We start from the raw sequence: 15,386 nt of genomic DNA, 5'->3' as shown, positions 1-15,386 counted from the left end.
CCCGTGGTCGACGCCTCGGGGCTCTGCCCCGGACCCCGCTGCTCAATCGCCGCAGGGGCTTGATTTGCCCACCCGCCGCAGGGGCCTGATTGCCGGTGCCGGTGCCGGCGCTACGGGCCCGTGCCGCCGCCCATCTCCCACCCCCCGCCCCCTCCGGGGGCGTCGGCCTCGCGGGGTGCCCGGTGCCGTACCGCCTTGGGCAATCTGCCGCCTTGGGCGGCAGGGTGGGCAAGGCGGCGCACGGTGCCGCGCAACGGTGATACGGCCCCCGCCACGGGTTCGCTCAGGGAACCGTCAGGACGATCTTGCCCTGGGTGTGGCCCGGGGCGCCCAGTTCGTGGGCCTTGGCGGCCTCCTCCAGGGGGAGGGTGGCCGAGACGTGGGGGCGGAGGCGGCCCGCCGCCAGGAGGGCCGCGGCCTTGCGGAGCGTCGCACCCGAGGGCTGGACCGAGACGGGCGCGAACCGGACCCCGCGGGTCTCGGCGTCCTCCTGGGTGACGCCCGGGTCCCAGATCACCGCCGAGGCGAGGAGGCCGCCGGGCCGCAGGGTGACCAGCGTGCGCGGGCCGTAGTCGCCGCCGATCAGGTCGAAGGCCACGTCCACGTCGCGCAGGGCGTGGGCGAAGTCCGTCGTCGTGTAGTCGATGGTTTCGTCGACGCCGAGCTCGCGCAGGAAGTCGTGCTTGTCGGGGCGCGCGGTGGCGATCACGTACGCCCCCTCGGCCTTGGCGATCTGCACCGCCACATGCCCGACACCCCCCGCCGCCGCGTGGACCAGCACCCGCCGCCCCGGACCGATCTGCCCGGTGTCGACGAGCGCGAGCCAGGAGGTGAGCGCCGCCGCGGGCACCGCCGCCGCGTGGACGTGGTCGACGTTGCCCGGCTTCGGCGCCAGGTGGTCCGTGCGGATCAGCACGTACTCGGCGTAGCCCCCGCCCCGGATCATCGCGAACACCTCGTCGCCCGGCCGGAACTCGGTGACGTCCTGGCCCGCCGACTCGACGACGCCCGAGACGTCCCAGCCGAGCGTGAACGGCGGGTCCCCGAAGAGTGGCGCGTCGCCGGAGCGCGCCAGCCGGTCCACCGGATTCACCCCCACGGCACGGACCCGCACGAGCACCTCGCCCGCCAACGGCTCGGGCCGCTCCACCTCCACCACTTCGAGCACCTCGGGTCCGCCGAGCCGGCGCTGACTGATGACGCGCATGGTGGGACTCCTCCCCAGGGCCCGCCGGGCCACCGCGGCCCGGCCGGTAGGGGACCCATCGTGGTGCGTGCGCGTCGGCCGCGCCATGGTCCGGACCGCCCGTGCCACCGGACTCGGCCACCGTCGTGACCCCTGTGACGGAAGGGGCCGGCGGGGCGGAAGACGCGGCTCCCGTCTCAGATAGTAGGAAGTCCGAGTAATTGTGGAGACAGAAGCAGAGACCTGTCCTAGCTTTGTAGAAGCCGAACGACTCGCCCGATCCGGCGAATGGCGGCCGTGAGCCGGAGCATCTGGCAGGCAACCCCTGCAGCTCCCGTTCCCCGCCCTTCCGGCGCCTCGAAATCCCATGCGCGCACCCGCGCGCGGATTCCCATGGATTCTCAAGGAGTCGATCCCTCATGGCCACTGCGACGCCCGTCCGCCGCCGAGTCCGTCACGTCTCCCCGTCGAGCGAAGCCGACCGCCAGGCCGCCAGGACCGCGGCCGCCGCCCTGCAGCGCGCCCTCGACCGCAGGGACAACGGCGGGGAGACCGGTCACTGAGACCGGCCGCCCCGACCCGCTTCACGACCCCAGCTTCACGACCCCCGCTTCACCTCGAAGTGGTCGATCCGCTCGCCGCTCTCGGCCAGCGCCGACACCTTCATCCGGCCCTTCTCCACCTCCACCGCGAGGAACGAGAAGCCGGTGTACCGAACCCGGGACCACTCGACGGTGTCCGGGTCGGGCAGGCGTGACCTGGTCCAGTGGAAGGTGACGATCGACTCGCGGTCGACCACGTTGCCCTCGTAGCTGTCCTGCACGCCGGGTCCGAAACCGTAGAGGTCCTTGCCGGCGCCGCCCGCGGTGACGTACACGATGCCGTCGCGCGTCGGATCGGTCGACGCGCCGACCGGCACCGGCTTGCCGACCTCGCCGTTGCCCGTGCCCTTGATCGCGTCGGTGCGCTCGTAGACGTGGTTGTGCCCGTTGATCACCAGGTCCACCTGGTGCTTCGTGAACAGCGGCACCCAGGCCTCGCGCACCCCGCCGTCCGAGGCGTGCGTGGACGTCGAGTAGGCGCAGTGGTGGAAGAAGACGACGATGAATTCGATCTCCGCGCGCGCCCGCAGCTCACCGAGCCGCTTGTCGAGCCAGGCCGTCTGCTTCCCGTCCAGGTAGCCCTTGTTGGCCGGGATCTCGAACGACACGTCGTTCGCGTCGAGCGCGACCACGCCCACGTTCCCGTACGTGAAGGAGTAGACGCCGGGCGCGTTCCTGGGGTCCGGGCCGTTCTCGGGCAGCGACCAGCGGGCGCTCTGCCCGCCGTAGCCGTTGGGCGAGTACCAGGCCTCCATGTCGTGGTTGCCGGTCGTCACCATCCACGGCACCGACTTGGCGACCGTCTCCGTCTGCGCGAGGAACGTGTCCCACACGCGCGCGTCGTACGTGTCCGATTCCTTGCCGTGGCCGCTGCTGTCGGCGTAGCAGATGTCGCCCGCGTGCAGGTGGAAGGACGGGTTCTGGCCGAGGATCACCTGGTCGTTGGCGAGCGCGTCGTAGCTGACGCCCTGGTCGCCGAAGGCCGTGAAGACGAACGACTCCGGGGCGGCCGGCGCCGTACGGAAGGTGCCGAGCGTGCCCAGGCGCTCCGCGTCGGCCGGGTCGAAGCCGTCGTGGCCGACGCCGTAGTAGTACGTCGTGCCGGGCTGAAGGTTGTCGAGCGCGGCGTGCAGGTAGTGCTGCTCGACCTCGGGGAGCTTCTTCGACAGGGACGGCGTGTGCAGGGCGCGCACCTCCGCCGGGATCTTCCGGCTCAGCTCCCAGGGCTTCGAACCCACCCGCAGATACGGGTTCTTGACCGCGAACGGCACCTGCCACGAGATCCGCATCTGCGTTTTCGGGTCGGCGCCGAAGGCGAGGTGCCGGCCGAAGGGGGCGACCAGCGAACCGTCGACCTGGGCGGCCGCGCGCGCCGGGAGCAGCGGCGCCGCGTACGCGCCGGTCGCCGTGCCGCCGCCGAGCAGCGCGGCCCCGCCCACGGTGGCCGCGGCCCCGGTCAGGGCGCGCCGCCTGCTGAACTTCGCGCGCAGGTACTCGTGTTGCTCGGGCATGCTCAGGCGTCTGGCGAGCTGCTCGGGTATGCCGACATTGGGGGTGTCGTTGGCGGTGGTCATGAGAGGGAACTTCCCAGTAACGTCCAACTGCCGCCATACGTAAGGGTGAACAGAAAGCGGCGACTCGGCGGATGTCCACATCATGGACAGCGCGTGTCATCCCATGGGACGAGGAGTACGGTGCTGGCATGTCTCGCAGCATCAATCTCGCAGTGATCCCCGGTGACGGCATCGGCCAGGAGGTCGTGGCCCAGGGTCTCAAGGTCCTCTCCGCCGTCCTTCCGCAGGATGTGAAGCTGGAGACCGAGGAGTACGACTTCGGCGCCAAGCGCTACCACGCCTCCGGTGAGACCCTCACGGACGCCGACCTCGACTCGCTCAAGAAGCACGACGCGATCCTGCTCGGCGCCATCGGCGACCCGTCGGTGCCGTCCGGTGTCCTGGAGCGCGGCTTCCTGCTCAAGCTCCGCTTCGCGTTCGACCACCACGTCAACCTGCGCCCGTCGAAGCTCCTTCCGGGCGTCTCGACCCCGCTCGCGGGCGAGCCGGACATCGACTTCGTCGTCGTCCGTGAGGGCACCGAGGGCCCGTACACGGGCAACGGCGGCACCATCCGCAAGGGCACCGAGCACGAGGTGGCCACCGAGGTCTCCGTCAACACCGCGTTCGGTGTCGAGCGCGTGGTCCGTGACGCCTTCGCCCGCGCCCAGGCCCGCCCCCGCAAGAAGCTCACGCTGGTCCACAAGAACAACGTGCTGACCTTTGCCGGCCACCTGTGGACGAACATCTTCAACAAGGTGGCCAAGGAGTTCCCCGAGGTCACCACCGACTACATCCACGTCGACGCCGCGACGATCTACCTCGTCACCGACCCGGCGCGCTTCGACGTGATCGTCACCGACAACCTCTTCGGCGACATCATCACCGACCTCGCCGCGGCCGTCTCCGGCGGCATCGGCGTCGCGGCCTCCGGGAACATCAACCCGAGCCGCGAGTTCCCGTCCATGTTCGAGCCCGTGCACGGCTCGGCCCCGGACATCGCGGGCCAGGGCAAGGCCGACCCGAGCGCCACGATCCTCTCGGTCGCCCTCCTCCTGCGCCACCTCGGCTACGAGGCCGAGGCCGCCCGCATCGAGACCGCGGTCTCCGCGGACCTCGGCGAGCGCGGCGACGCCGTGCGCTCCACCGACGAGATCGGTGACGCCCTCGTCGCCCGAGTAGTAGCCGGCTGACCCGGCGCTCACTGACGCAACAGAAGCCGCCGGGTCGCTTACGCGCCCGGCGGCTTCACCTGTGCGGCCTCCGGGTGCCACCATCAACCCCTGGGCCGCACCACACCACCGCACTCACCTGGCCCGTTTCGAGCACACCTCCTCACGCGCGATAATCGAACGTGGGGCCGCGATGTACGTGGAAGCTCGGACGTCCTAGTACAAGGAGTGCAGGCGTGAACGCGGTCCGTCACAACCAACGGTGAAGGACACGCAACCATGACGACGCCCACGATCGAGCTCAAGCCCACCGCCACCCCGCTGTCCGCCGCGCAGCGCGAGGAGATCCTGGCCAACCCGGGATTCGGCCGCCACTTCACCGACCACATGGTGACGGTCAAGTGGACCGAGGGGCGGGGCTGGCACGACGGGCAGCTGGTGCCCTACGGACCGCTCTCCCTCGACCCGGCCACGAACGTCCTGCACTACGCGCAGGAGATCTTCGAGGGCCTCAAGGCCTACCGCCGCCCCGACGGCTCGGTCGCCACGTTCCGGCCCGACATGAACGCCAAGCGCTTCCAGCACTCCGCCTGGCGCCTCGGCATGCCCGAGCTGCCGGTCGAGACCTTCGTCGAGGCCTGCGACCTGCTCGTCCAGCAGGACAAGGACTGGGTGCCCGCGCACGGCGGCGAGGAGTCCCTCTACCTGCGCCCGTTCATGATCGCGACCGAGGTCGGCCTGGGCGTGAAGCCCGCCAACGAGTACCTCTTCATCGTCATCGCCTCGCCCGCCGGCGCGTACTTCTCCGGCGGCGTGAAGCCCGTCTCCATCTGGCTCTCCGAGGACCGCGTCCGCGCCGTCCCCGGCGGCGTCGGGGACGCGAAGACCGGCGGCAACTACGCGGCGTCCCTGCTCGCGCAGGCCGAGGCCGCCGCCAAGGGCTGCGACCAGGTCGCCTACCTCGACGCCGTCGAGCACAAGTGGGTCGAGGAGCTGGGCGGCATGAACCTGTACTTCGTGTACGGGGACAAGATCGTCACGCCCACCCTCACCGGTTCGCTGCTCGCGGGCGTCACCCGTGACTCGCTCCTCCAGGTCGCCCGCGACCTCGGCTACGAGTCGGAGGAGCGCCGCATCTCCATCGACGAGTGGCAGGCCGCCACCGAGTCCGGCGAGCTGACCGAGGTCTTCGCCTGCGGCACCGCCGCCGTCATCACCCCGGTCGGCACCGTCAAGCGCGCGGGCGCCGAGTGGCAGCAGTCCGGCGGCGAGGCCGGCGAGGTCACGATGAAGCTGCGCAACGCGCTCCTGGACATCCAGCGCGGCAAGGCCGAGGACAAGCACGGCTGGATGCACCAGCTCGGCTAGTCAGGCCACACGCACGAAACCCGGCCCCCGTCCCGCGTTCGCGGGGCGGGGGCCGACGCATGCCCGGGGGAGGGGAGCCGGTCAGTCCCCGCCGCCGGAGCTGCTCGAACGGCTGCCCGAGCCCTTCTTCGAGGCCTGTCCCAGCGCGCCGAGAACGATCAGCAGGACCTGCGCACAGCGCAGCAGCGCGGCGCCGGTGTACTTGGCCGCGCGGATCGCCTTCGTTCGCGCGGGGGACCTTGTGGTCTCGGATCTGGTGGTCTCCGTCATGGGCGGCATATTCCCACTCCCGCGGCGTCCAGTCCTTGGAACCGCGCTCTATACGCTCACCGCATTACTGCACCGGGTCTATGGGCGTAGAGGTGCTTGGGGTTTAGAGTGGCGTTCTAAGAACGACGAGGAGGCGTGACGGCGTGAGACTGACCCCCACGGAACGCGACCGGCTGCTGCTGTTCGGCGCCGCCGAGCTCGCGCGGGCCCGCAAGGCGCGCGGCCTGCGGCTCAACGTGCCGGAGGCGACGGCCCTGATCGCGGACACCGTCTGCGAGGCGGCCCGCGACGGGAAGCGGCTCGCCGAGGCCATCGAGGCGGCGCGCTCCGCGCTCGGGCCCGACGACGTGCTGCCGGGCGTCGCCGACGTGGTGACCGAGGTGCACGTGGAGGCGGTCTTCGACGACGGCTCGCGGCTCGCGGTCGTGAGCGACCCGATCGGCTGCGGTGGGGACTCCGGCTCCCTGGGCGACGACGCCCCCGGCGCGCTGCTCCCCGGGCCCGAGCACGAGGACCCGCAGGCCGTCCTCACGCTCACCGTCACCAACACGGCCACCGTCCCGGTCTCCGTCACCTCCCACTTCCACTTCTTCGAGGCCAACCCGCGCCTGGACTTCGTACGCGACGAGGCCTACGGGATGCGGCTCGCGGTGCCCGCCGGTTCGTCGGTGCGGTTCGGTCCTGGGGAGACCCAGGACGTCGGGCTGCTGCCGATCGGCGGGGCCCGGATCGCCATCGGTTTCGCCGGCCTCGTCGACGGACCGCTGGACGCGCCCGGTGCCCGCGAGGAGGCGCTGCGCCGCGCCGCCGCCTGCGGATATCTGGGTGTCACGACTGAGGAGGAGGGCCGATGAGCCGCCCCGGAGGCCACGCCGCCGAAGCCCGCCGACTGACCCCGTACGAGTACGCGGGGACGCACGGCCCGCGCGCCGGTGACCGCGTCCGGCTCGGGGACTCGGGGCTGACCATCAAGGTCGAGTCCGACTCGCAGGCGTACGGGGACGAGTTCCTCGCCGGATTCGGGAAGACCGCGCGCGACGGGCTGCACCTGAAGGCCGCCGCCGTCCGCGACACCTGCGACATCGTGATCAGCAACGTCGTCGTGATCGACGCCGCGCTGGGCATCAGGAAGGTGTCGATCGGCATCCGCGAGGGGCGGATCCACGCCGTCGGGCGGGCCGGGAACCCGGACACGATGGACGGCGTCGACGTCGTGGTCGGCACGGGCACGACGATCGTCTCGGGCGAGGGCATGATTGCCACCGCCGGAGCCGTCGACACCCACGTCCACCTGCTGTCGCCGCGCATCATGGAGGCCTCGCTCGCCTCCGGCGTCACCACGATCATCGGCCAGGAGTTCGGCCCGGTGTGGGGCGTCGGCGTCAATTCGCCGTGGGCGCTCAAGCACGCGTTCTCCGCGTTCGACGCGTGGCCGGTCAACATCGGCTTCCTGGGCCGGGGTTCGTCCTCCGACGGTGCGCCGCTGGTCGAGGCGCTCGCCGAGGGCGGCGCCTGCGGGTTCAAGGTGCACGAGGACATGGGCGCGCACACCCGCGCCCTCGACACCGCGCTGCGCGTCGCCGAGGAGCACGACGTCCAGGTCGCCCTGCACAGCGACGGCCTGAACGAATGCCTCTCCGTCGAGGACACCCTGAAGGTCCTCGAAGGCCGCACGATCCACGCCTTCCACATCGAGGGCTGCGGCGGCGGCCACGTCCCGAACGTCCTGAAGATGGCGGGCGTCCCGAACGTCATCGGCTCCTCCACCAACCCCACGCTGCCTTTCGGCCGGGACGCGGTCGCCGAGCACTACGGCATGATCGTCTCCGTCCACGACCTGAAGACGGACCTGCCCGGCGACGCCGCGATGGCCCGCGACCGGATCCGCGCCGGGACCATGGGAGCCGAGGACGTACTGCACGACCTGGGCGCCATCGGCATCACCTCGTCGGACGCGCAGGGCATGGGGCGCGCGGGCGAGACCGTGCGCCGTACGTTCGCGATGGCCGGGAAGATGAAGGGCGAGCTCGGCGACCCGGGCGTCGGCCACGACAACGAGCGCGTCCTGCGCTACATGGCGAAGCTGACCATCAACCCCGCCATCGCCCACGGCCTCTCGCACGAGATCGGCTCCCTCGAACCCGGCAAAATGGCCGACATCGTCCTCTGGTCGCCCGAGTACTTCGGCGCGAAGCCGCAGCTCGTCCTCAAGTCCGGCTTCCCCGCGTACGGGGTGGTGGGCGACCCCAACGCCGCCACCGACACCTGCGAACCCCTCGTGCTGGGCCCGCAGTTCGGGGCGTACGGTGCGACGGCCGCCGAGCTCTCGGTCGCCTTCGTCGCCCAGGCCGCCGTGGACGACGGGCACGACACGATGCCTACCCGCAGGCGCCGCGTCGCCGTCCGCGGCACGCGCGGCATCGGCCCCGCCGACCTGCGCCTCAACTCCCGCACGGGAGCGGTCGACGTCGACCAGCGCACCGGCCTGGTCACCCTCGACGGCGACCCGCTGCGCTCCGAACCCGCCGAGTCCGTCTCCCTCAACCGCCTCTACTTCCTCTAGGGACCAGACCCATGACGTACGTGATGCCTCCCGAATGGGCCCCGCACGAGCGCACCTGGATGGCGTGGCCGGGCCCCAACCCGACCTTCTCCGACGACGCCGAACTGGCCGAGGCGCGGGCCGCGTGGGCGAAGGTCGCCAACACGGTGCGCCGCCACGAACCGCTGACCATGGTCGTCGGCACGGGCCAGGCGGAGTCCGCGAAGGCGCTCCTCGACCCGTCCGTCGAACTGGTCGAGCGGGACCTCGACGACGCGTGGATGCGCGACATCGGCCCGACGTTCGTGAAGTCCGCCACGGGTGAACTGGCCGCCGTGGACTGGACGTTCAACGGCTGGGGCGCGCAGAGCTGGGCCCGCTGGGACCATGACGCGAAGATCGCCCGCCACGTCGCCGACCTCGCGGGCGTGCCCGCCCACTCCACGTCCCTCGTGAACGAGGGCGGCGGCATCCACGTCGACGGCGAGGGCACGGTCCTGCTCACGGAGACCGTGCAGCTCGACGAGGGCCGCAATCCGGGCCGCTCCAAGGAGGAGGTCGAGGCCGAGATCCACGCCAGGCTCGGCACCACCAAGGCGATCTGGCTGCCGCGCGGACTCACCACGGACTACGGCGAGTTCGGGACGCGTGGACATGTCGACATCGTGGCGGCCTTCGCGGCGCCCGGCGTCGTCCTGGTCCACTCCCAGCGCGACCCGGCACACCCCGACTTCGAGGTCAGCCGCGAGATCATCGCGGCCCTCTCCGGCGAGACGGACGCGCAGGGCAGGCCCCTGGAGATCGTCGAGGTCCCGGCCCCGACCGTCCTCACCGACGAGGACGGCGACTGGGTCGACTACTCGTACATCAACCACTACCTCTGCAACGGCGGCGTGGTGCTGTGCGGCTTCGACGACCCGAACGACGAGGAGGCCGCCGCGATCTTCCGCAGGCTCTTCCCGTCCCGGACCGTCACGCTCGTCGACGCCCGCACGATCTTCGCGGCGGGCGGCGGCATCCACTGCATCACCCAGCAGCAGCCGGTCGCGGGGGCCTGAGCGGTGACCGGGACGCAGCGCCGGCGCACCCCGGCGCCGCCGCGCGAGGACGTGCTCGCCGCGACCATGGAGATGATCGCCGAGCACGGCCTCGAACGGCTGACGATGGCCGCGCTCGGCCGCGAGGTCGGCATGAGCAGCGGGCACCTCGCGTACCACTTCGGCAGCAAGGACGAGCTGCTGCTGCGCACCCTTGAGTGGAGCGAGGGCCGGCTCGGCGCGCGCCGCAGGGAGCTCCTCGTCGGGCCCGCCGGGGCCCGGGAACGCCTCGACGCGTACGTCGACCTGTACGTCCCCGATGCCCCGCGCGACCCGCACTGGACGCTGTGGCTTGAGGTGTTCAACCGCTCGCGCAACGCCGACGACGACGCGCGGGCCCGGCAGGCCGCCATCGAGGGAGCCTGGCACCGCGACCTCGTGGCGCTGCTCGCCGAGGGCATCTCCCGCGGCGAGTTCGGCGCCCTCGACCCGGACCGCTTCGCGACCCGCCTGCGGGCGCTGCTCGACGGCTTCTCCATCGCGGTGGCCATCGGCCTGCGCGGCGAACGTGACGACGTGATGGGTCACGTACGGGAGTTCCTGGACGAGGGCCTTCGAAGCTAGAGGGTGAACCTCAGCGGGGTGCCGGGCGCGGCCTGCGCGGCGGCGCTCAGCGCGGGCTCCGCGACGACGGCGATCACCGGGTAGCCGCCGGTCGTCGGGTGATCGTGCAGGAACACGACCGGCCGCCCGTCCGGCGGCACCTGCACGGCGCCGAGGACCATCCCCTCACTGGGCAGTTCACCCTCCAACGCCCGTTCCAGGGCGGGTCCTTCGGTGCGCAGCCCGATCCGGTTGCTGTTGCCGGACACGGTGTACGTGGCGGTGGTGAAGGTCCGCCGGGCGGCCTCGGTGAACCAGTCGTCGCGGGGCCCGAACCGCACGGGCAGCACGAGTTCGGCCGGGGGAGCGGGCCACGGCGCGGCGACGGGTGTGGCGGGGCGGGTACGGGGGGCCTCGCCGACGGGCAGCACGTCGCCCGCGCTCAGGGGCGCGGGGCCGAGCCCCGACAGCAGATCGGTGGACCGGCTCCCGAGGACGGGCTCGACGGCGATGCCGCCGGCGACGGCGACGTACGACCGCACGCCCGCGCCGGGCGCGCCCACGTCGAGGGTCGCTCCGGCGGGTACGTGCACGGGGGTGCCCCAGGCCGCGGGGGCGCCGTCGACGGTGACGGGGCAGGGGGCTCCGCCCACGACCACGGTGACGCCACGGTCGGGGCGCAGCGCGCACCCGGTGAGGGTGGTTTCCAGTACGGCGGCGTCCTCGGGGTTCCCGACGAGTCGGTTGCCGAGCCGCAGCGCGTTTTCGTCGAGCGCGCCCGACCGGGGTACGCCGAGGTGGGCGTGCCCACCGCGCCCCAGATCCTGCACGGTGGTGAGCGCCCCGGCGCGTACAACGCTGAGCTTGACGGTCATGGCCCCTCCGAGAGTGCACGCTGCGCCGGGGGCCGCCTTGCCCACCCTGCCGCCCGATGGGGTCTCCCCTGCTCGGAGCTTGTCGGAGAGCTTGGGGAAGGCAGATTGCCCAAGTCGGAACCGGCACCGGGCATATTGAGCCCCGCCGGCGATTGAGGCGCGGGGGCCGGGGCAGAGCCCCGTGACGTCAACCCCGCCGCGGCGAAACGGACCCGCGTGCCAGGGGCCAACAGTGCCGCCGGCTCCCGCAACGGATCCCACAACCCGGCAGGGTCCGGCATGGACCCGATCAACTGCCACCCACCCGGCGTGGCCCGTGGATACACCGCCGAGTACCCCCCGGCAACCGCAACCGCCCCCGCAGGGACCCGCGTACGCGGAGTCGACCGCCGCGGCACATGCAACTCCTCCGGCAATCCGGCCAGATACCCGAACCCGGGGGCGAACCCGCAGAACGCCACCCGGTACTCGTACGAGGAGTGCACCGCGGCGACCTCCGCCACCGACACCCCCCAGAGCTCCGCGACCTCGGCAAGGTCGGGCCCGTCGTACACGACAGGAATCGTCACGACCTCCCCGTCCGCCGCGGCCCCCAACGGCACGTCCCAGCCGTCCAGTTGGCGAGCGAGCGCTTCCGGTTCCGCGACCCCGTCGAGCAGCACGGTCCGGGCCCCCGGTACGACCTCCCGCACCGGCGGCAGCACGCCCGCCGCCCGCCTGCGCAGCACCTCCGCGTGGAACGCCCCCGCCTGCCCGGCGTCGGTGAACTCCACGAGCAGCGCGTGCCGTCCGGCGGTCCGCACGCGCGGCGCGACGCTCACGCGAACGCCCCGACCTTGACCCCGGCGTCCTCGAGCGCCACCCGTACCCGCGCGGCGATCGCCGCCGCGCCCGGGGTGTCGCCGTGCACGCACAACGACCTCGCGGCGACGGCGACTTGGGACCCGTCGACCGCCTCGACCCCGCCGTCCACCGCGAACGCGACGGACCGGCGCACCACGGCGTCCGCGTCCTCGACGACGGCGCCCGGCTCGCGGCGCGGCACGAGCGTGCCCTCCGGGGTGTAGGCGCGATCGGCGAACGCCTCCCGCACACCCGCGAGCCCCGACTCCTCGGCGGCAGCCAGTAGTTGAGATCCGGGAAGCCCGAGCACCGGCAGCGATCCGCCCGCGAGCCGCACCCCGTCGACGACGGCGCGCGCCTGCTCGGCGTCCCGCACGGTCCGGTTGTAGAGCGCGCCGTGCGGCTTCACATACGCCACCTCGGCCCCGGCCGCCTCCGCGAACACCCGCAGGGCCCCGATCTGGTACGCCACCTCGGCCGCCAGCTCGTCCGGCGGCACGTCCATCGCGCGCCGCCCGAACCCGGCGAGGTCCCGGTAGGAGACCTGCGCCCCGATCCGTACGCCCCGCTCGGCGGCCAGGTCGCAGACCCGGCGCATCACGGAGGGGTCGCCGGCGTGGAAGCCGCAGGCGACGTTGGCACTGGTCACCACGGAGAGCAGGGCCTCGTCGTCGGTGAGGGTCCACCGGCCGAAGCCCTCGCCGAGGTCGGCGTTGAGGTCGATGACGTCCTGGATCACCGGCTCAACGTAGAGGATTGTTCAACGATCCGACAAGGGTCGATTTTTTTCGCGCCTTCTGGACGTCCGAATTCCGGAACCTCTTGTTAGATCGTTGAACGATCCCCTAAGGTCCGTGCATCCCTCATCCATAAGTGCGTCCCTCATCGAAAAGGCCGCCGCATGATCGTTCTGCTCGGCGTGCTCGTGGTGATCCTCGGATTCGTCACGCGCCGCAATCCCGTTCTCGTGGTCGGCGTCGCCGGCATCGTCACCGGGCTGCTCGGCAAGATGAACCCGCTGGAGATCCTCGCCGCCTTCGGCACCTCCTTCGCCGACAGCCGTTCCGTCACCGTCTTCGCCATCGTGCTGCCGGTGATCGGTCTTCTGGAGCGCTACGGCCTGCGCGAACAGGCGCGCACGCTCATCGGGAAACTCGGCAAGCTCAGCGCCGGCCGCTTCCTCACCGCGTACCTGCTGGTCCGCCAGGTCACCGCCGCCTTCGGCCTCAACAACCTCGGCGGCCCCGCCCAGGCGGTGCGCCCGCTCGTCGCGCCGATGGCCGAGGCCGCCGCCGAACGCAAGGCGGGGGCCGCGCTGCCGGACAAGCTGCGCGAGAAGGTCCGCTCCTACTCGGCGTCCGCCGACACCGTCGGCGTCTTCTTCGGTGAGGACTGCTTCATCGCGATCGGCTCGATCCTGCTGATCACCGGATTCGTGAACTCGACGTACCACGAGCACCTGGAGCCCACCCAGCTCGCACTGTGGGCGATCCCGCTGGCCGTCTGCGCCTTCGTCATCCACGGCGCCCGGCTGCTGCTCCTCGACAAGCAGCTGGAGCGCGAGATGGCGCTCGCCGTCGCCGAACACGACCTGCCGCTGCCGAAGCAGCCCGGGAACGAGAAGGAGTCGGCCAAGTGATCAAGGTCGAATGGCTCTACTGGCTGATCGGTCTCGTCTTCGTCGTCATGGCCGTGCAGATGGCGAAGGACCGCAGCAACCCCAAGCGCTGGACATCGGCCGCCTTCTGGGGGCTGCTCGGACTGACCTTCCCCTACGGCACCGGGGTCGCGGGCGGCTCGAAGGCGCTGCCCGCCGAGCCCCTCGGCGTAGCGGTCCTCGCGCTCATCGCCCTCGCCGGGTTCAACTTCATCGGCAAGGGCGAACCGGTCACCACCACCCAGGAGCAGCGCGAGGCGTCGGCCGCCCGCCTGGGGAACAAGCTCTTCATTCCGGCGCTCACCATCCCGCTCGTCGCGATCGTCTGTGCCTCCTTCCTCGACGAATCGGGCCTGTTCGAGACCGGCCAGGCCACCCTCCTCGGGCTCGGCGTCGGCTGCGTCGTGGCGCTCGTCGTCGGGATGTTCGTCACCGGCGAGCGCAAGGTGTCGACCCCGATCCACTCCGGCCGCTCGATGCTGGAGGCGATGGGCTCGGCGCTGCTGCTCCCGCAGCTGCTGTCCGTCCTCGGCTCGATCTTCGCGGTCGCCGGCGTCGGCACCCAGGTCGGGAGGATCACCAACGCGGTGCTGCCGGACGACTCCAAGTACTTCGCCGTCATCGCGTACTGCGTCGGCATGTTCCTGTTCACCGTGATCATGGGCAACGCCTTCGCCGCGTTCCCCGTCATGACGGCGGCGATCGGCTGGCCGGTGCTCATCGTGCAGATGGGCGGCAACGAACCGGCGATCCTCGCGATGGGCATGCTCGCCGGCTTCAGCGGCACGCTCGTCACGCCCATGGCCGCCAACTTCAACATCGTGCCCGCGACCCTCCTCGAACTGAAGGACCAGTACGGGCCGATCAAGGCACAGCTCCCGACGGGCTTCGCGCTCCTCGGCTGCAACATCGTGATCATGTCGCTGTTCGCGTTCTAGGAGGTCGAGAGATGACTCAGGTGCTGGTCACCGGGTTCGAAGCGTTCGGCGGGGAGTCCGTGAACCCCTCCTGGCAGGCGGCGGAGGCCGTCGCCGCCGCCCCGCCGGACGGCCTGACCGTCACCGCCGTACGACTCCCGTGCGTCTTCGGCGAGTCGATCGCGGCGCTGCGGACGGCGGTGACGGAGACGGCGCCCGACCTCGTCGTCTGCCTCGGCCAGGCGGGCGGCCGCCCCGGCGTCACCGTCGAGCGGGTCGCCGTCAACGTCGACGACGCCCGCATCCCCGACAACGCCGGGGCCCAGCCCATCGACACACCGGTGGTGCCGGACGGCCCCGCCGCGTACTTCTCCACGCTCCCGGTGAAGGCGTGCGTGGCGGCGATGCGGGAGGCGGGCGTCCCGGCGGCGCTCTCCAACACGGCCGGAACGTTCGTCTGCAACCACGTCGCGTACGGCCTCGCCCACCTCCTGGCCACCGAACTCCCGCACGTACGCGGCGGCTTCGTCCACGTGCCGTGGTCCCCGGCCCAGGTCCCGGACGGCACGGCGCCGGCGCTCCCGGTGGAGACGGTGGCGGAAGGCATCCGCGCGCTCCTGCTGGCCGCAGCATCGACCAGCGAGGACCTCCGGGTCACCGAGGGCGCGACTCATTAGAGGCGGCGCCAGGCACCCCTGAAGCCTGCCCCGTGGTGGCGGTTGCGCAGTTCCCCGCGCCCCTTTCAGGGGGGGGGGGGGCCC

General features: G+C 71.7%; 15 protein-coding genes and 1 pseudogene. 10 read left to right on the top strand and 6 right to left on the bottom strand.

Annotated elements, in window-relative coordinates; translation table 11 throughout:
* Nucleotides 1-283: 283 nt before the first annotated feature.
* Nucleotides 284-1,207: an NADP-dependent oxidoreductase gene (locus ACFV9W_RS30210; RefSeq protein WP_385767080.1), complete on the bottom strand. Its 924-nt coding sequence runs from the start codon at nt 1,205-1,207 to the stop codon at nt 284-286.
* A gap of 398 nt (nt 1,208-1,605) precedes the next feature.
* Here ACFV9W_RS30210 and ACFV9W_RS30205 point away from each other — a divergent pair, with 398 nt between their 5' ends.
* A complete protein-coding gene (locus ACFV9W_RS30205) occupies nt 1,606-1,749 on the top strand; it encodes a hypothetical protein (protein WP_266714423.1) in 144 nt (47 codons plus the stop codon).
* Nucleotides 1,750-1,784: 35 nt separating this feature from the next.
* Here the strand turns inward: ACFV9W_RS30205 and ACFV9W_RS30200 are convergent, their stop codons facing one another.
* Nucleotides 1,785-3,362, bottom strand: coding sequence for a purple acid phosphatase family protein (locus ACFV9W_RS30200; RefSeq protein ID WP_385767077.1), 1,578 nt, complete (start codon nt 3,360-3,362; stop codon nt 1,785-1,787).
* Nucleotides 3,363-3,490: 128 nt separating this feature from the next.
* Here ACFV9W_RS30200 and ACFV9W_RS30195 point away from each other — a divergent pair, with 128 nt between their 5' ends.
* The gene (locus ACFV9W_RS30195; RefSeq protein ID WP_385767074.1) at nt 3,491-4,534 is read left to right on the top strand and encodes a 3-isopropylmalate dehydrogenase; all 1,044 of its coding nucleotides are present in this window, start codon (nt 3,491-3,493) and stop codon (nt 4,532-4,534) included.
* A gap of 258 nt (nt 4,535-4,792) precedes the next feature.
* On the top strand, nt 4,793-5,881 hold the full coding sequence (locus ACFV9W_RS30190; RefSeq protein ID WP_385767072.1) for a branched-chain amino acid aminotransferase: 1,089 nt from the start codon (nt 4,793-4,795) through the stop codon (nt 5,879-5,881).
* Between the two features lie 81 nt (nt 5,882-5,962).
* Here the strand turns inward: ACFV9W_RS30190 and ACFV9W_RS30185 are convergent, their stop codons facing one another.
* Nucleotides 5,963-6,151 (bottom strand): hypothetical protein, encoded by a 189-nt coding sequence (locus ACFV9W_RS30185; RefSeq protein ID WP_385767069.1) that lies wholly within the window; start codon nt 6,149-6,151, stop codon nt 5,963-5,965.
* 143 nt (nt 6,152-6,294) lie between these two features.
* On the opposite strand from ACFV9W_RS30185, the gene ureA reads away from it, so the two are divergent.
* The 4 genes from ureA (at nt 6,295) to ACFV9W_RS30165 (ending at nt 10,354) form a co-directional block, all read left to right on the top strand.
* The gene (ureA, locus tag ACFV9W_RS30180; protein ID WP_385767066.1) at nt 6,295-7,005 is read left to right on the top strand and encodes an urease subunit gamma; all 711 of its coding nucleotides are present in this window, start codon (nt 6,295-6,297) and stop codon (nt 7,003-7,005) included.
* The gene (locus tag ACFV9W_RS30175; protein WP_385767063.1) at nt 7,002-8,714 is read left to right on the top strand and encodes an urease subunit alpha; all 1,713 of its coding nucleotides are present in this window, start codon (nt 7,002-7,004) and stop codon (nt 8,712-8,714) included. The genes ureA and ACFV9W_RS30175 overlap by 4 nt, the downstream gene beginning before the upstream one ends.
* Nucleotides 8,715-8,725: 11 nt before the next feature.
* Nucleotides 8,726-9,751 carry an agmatine/peptidylarginine deiminase gene (locus tag ACFV9W_RS30170; RefSeq protein WP_385767060.1) on the top strand — a complete coding sequence of 342 codons (1,026 nt, stop codon included), beginning with the start codon at nt 8,726-8,728 and terminating at the stop codon, nt 9,749-9,751.
* Between the two features lie 66 nt (nt 9,752-9,817).
* Complete coding sequence (locus ACFV9W_RS30165) at nt 9,818-10,354, top strand: TetR/AcrR family transcriptional regulator (RefSeq protein WP_385767206.1); 537 nt, start codon at nt 9,818-9,820, stop codon at nt 10,352-10,354.
* Here the strand turns inward: ACFV9W_RS30165 and ACFV9W_RS30160 are convergent.
* From ACFV9W_RS30160 to ACFV9W_RS30150, 3 genes and pseudogenes are all read right to left on the bottom strand, one after another.
* Entirely contained in the window at nt 10,351-11,208 is an 858-nt protein-coding gene (locus tag ACFV9W_RS30160) for a biotin-dependent carboxyltransferase family protein (protein ID WP_385767057.1), read from the bottom strand. The two genes, ACFV9W_RS30165 and ACFV9W_RS30160, sit on opposite strands and share 4 nt — an antisense overlap.
* 191 nt (nt 11,209-11,399) lie before the next feature.
* A pseudogene (locus ACFV9W_RS30155) lies at nt 11,400-12,029 on the bottom strand (allophanate hydrolase subunit 1); the annotation flags it as partial.
* Complete coding sequence (locus ACFV9W_RS30150; protein ID WP_385767054.1) at nt 12,026-12,790, bottom strand: LamB/YcsF family protein; 765 nt, start codon at nt 12,788-12,790, stop codon at nt 12,026-12,028. The gene ACFV9W_RS30150 and the pseudogene ACFV9W_RS30155, both read right to left, overlap by 4 nt.
* 162 nt (nt 12,791-12,952) lie before the next feature.
* Here ACFV9W_RS30150 and ACFV9W_RS30145 point away from each other — a divergent pair, with 162 nt between their 5' ends.
* The 3 genes from ACFV9W_RS30145 to pcp are packed head-to-tail and all read left to right on the top strand — an operon-like array spanning nt 12,953 to nt 15,302.
* On the top strand, nt 12,953-13,690 hold the full coding sequence (locus ACFV9W_RS30145; RefSeq protein ID WP_385767051.1) for a DUF969 domain-containing protein: 738 nt from the start codon (nt 12,953-12,955) through the stop codon (nt 13,688-13,690).
* Complete coding sequence (locus ACFV9W_RS30140; protein WP_385767048.1) at nt 13,687-14,646, top strand: DUF979 domain-containing protein; 960 nt, start codon at nt 13,687-13,689, stop codon at nt 14,644-14,646. The genes ACFV9W_RS30145 and ACFV9W_RS30140 overlap by 4 nt, the downstream gene beginning before the upstream one ends.
* Before the next feature lie 11 nt (nt 14,647-14,657).
* Nucleotides 14,658-15,302, top strand: coding sequence for a pyroglutamyl-peptidase I (gene pcp, locus ACFV9W_RS30135; protein WP_385767045.1), 645 nt, complete (start codon nt 14,658-14,660; stop codon nt 15,300-15,302).
* Nucleotides 15,303-15,386 lie beyond the last annotated feature (84 nt).

Source organism: Streptomyces sp. NPDC059897 (assembly GCF_042730865.1).
Lineage (GTDB): Bacteria > Actinomycetota > Actinomycetes > Streptomycetales > Streptomycetaceae > Streptomyces.
This window is presented reverse-complemented; position numbering and strand designations above follow the sequence as displayed.

Excerpts from the sequence above, each read along its gene's own strand:
- ACFV9W_RS30200 (WP_385767077.1), bottom strand. The coding sequence starts at position 3,362 with ATGACCACCGCCAACGACACCCCCAATGTCGGCATACCCGAGCAGCTC.
- ACFV9W_RS30145 (WP_385767051.1), top strand. The coding sequence starts at position 12,953 with ATGATCGTTCTGCTCGGCGTGCTCGTGGTGATCCTCGGATTCGTCACG.
- ACFV9W_RS30205 (WP_266714423.1), top strand. The coding sequence starts at position 1,606 with ATGGCCACTGCGACGCCCGTCCGCCGCCGAGTCCGTCACGTCTCCCCG.
- ACFV9W_RS30190 (WP_385767072.1), top strand. The coding sequence starts at position 4,793 with ATGACGACGCCCACGATCGAGCTCAAGCCCACCGCCACCCCGCTGTCC.
- pcp (WP_385767045.1), top strand. The coding sequence starts at position 14,658 with ATGACTCAGGTGCTGGTCACCGGGTTCGAAGCGTTCGGCGGGGAGTCC.
- ACFV9W_RS30160 (WP_385767057.1), bottom strand. The coding sequence starts at position 11,208 with ATGACCGTCAAGCTCAGCGTTGTACGCGCCGGGGCGCTCACCACCGTG.
- ACFV9W_RS30170 (WP_385767060.1), top strand. The coding sequence starts at position 8,726 with ATGACGTACGTGATGCCTCCCGAATGGGCCCCGCACGAGCGCACCTGG.
- ACFV9W_RS30195 (WP_385767074.1), top strand. The coding sequence starts at position 3,491 with ATGTCTCGCAGCATCAATCTCGCAGTGATCCCCGGTGACGGCATCGGC.
- ACFV9W_RS30175 (WP_385767063.1), top strand. The coding sequence starts at position 7,002 with ATGAGCCGCCCCGGAGGCCACGCCGCCGAAGCCCGCCGACTGACCCCG.
- ACFV9W_RS30165 (WP_385767206.1), top strand. The coding sequence starts at position 9,818 with ATGGAGATGATCGCCGAGCACGGCCTCGAACGGCTGACGATGGCCGCG.
- ACFV9W_RS30185 (WP_385767069.1), bottom strand. The coding sequence starts at position 6,151 with ATGACGGAGACCACCAGATCCGAGACCACAAGGTCCCCCGCGCGAACG.
- ACFV9W_RS30210 (WP_385767080.1), bottom strand. The coding sequence starts at position 1,207 with ATGCGCGTCATCAGTCAGCGCCGGCTCGGCGGACCCGAGGTGCTCGAA.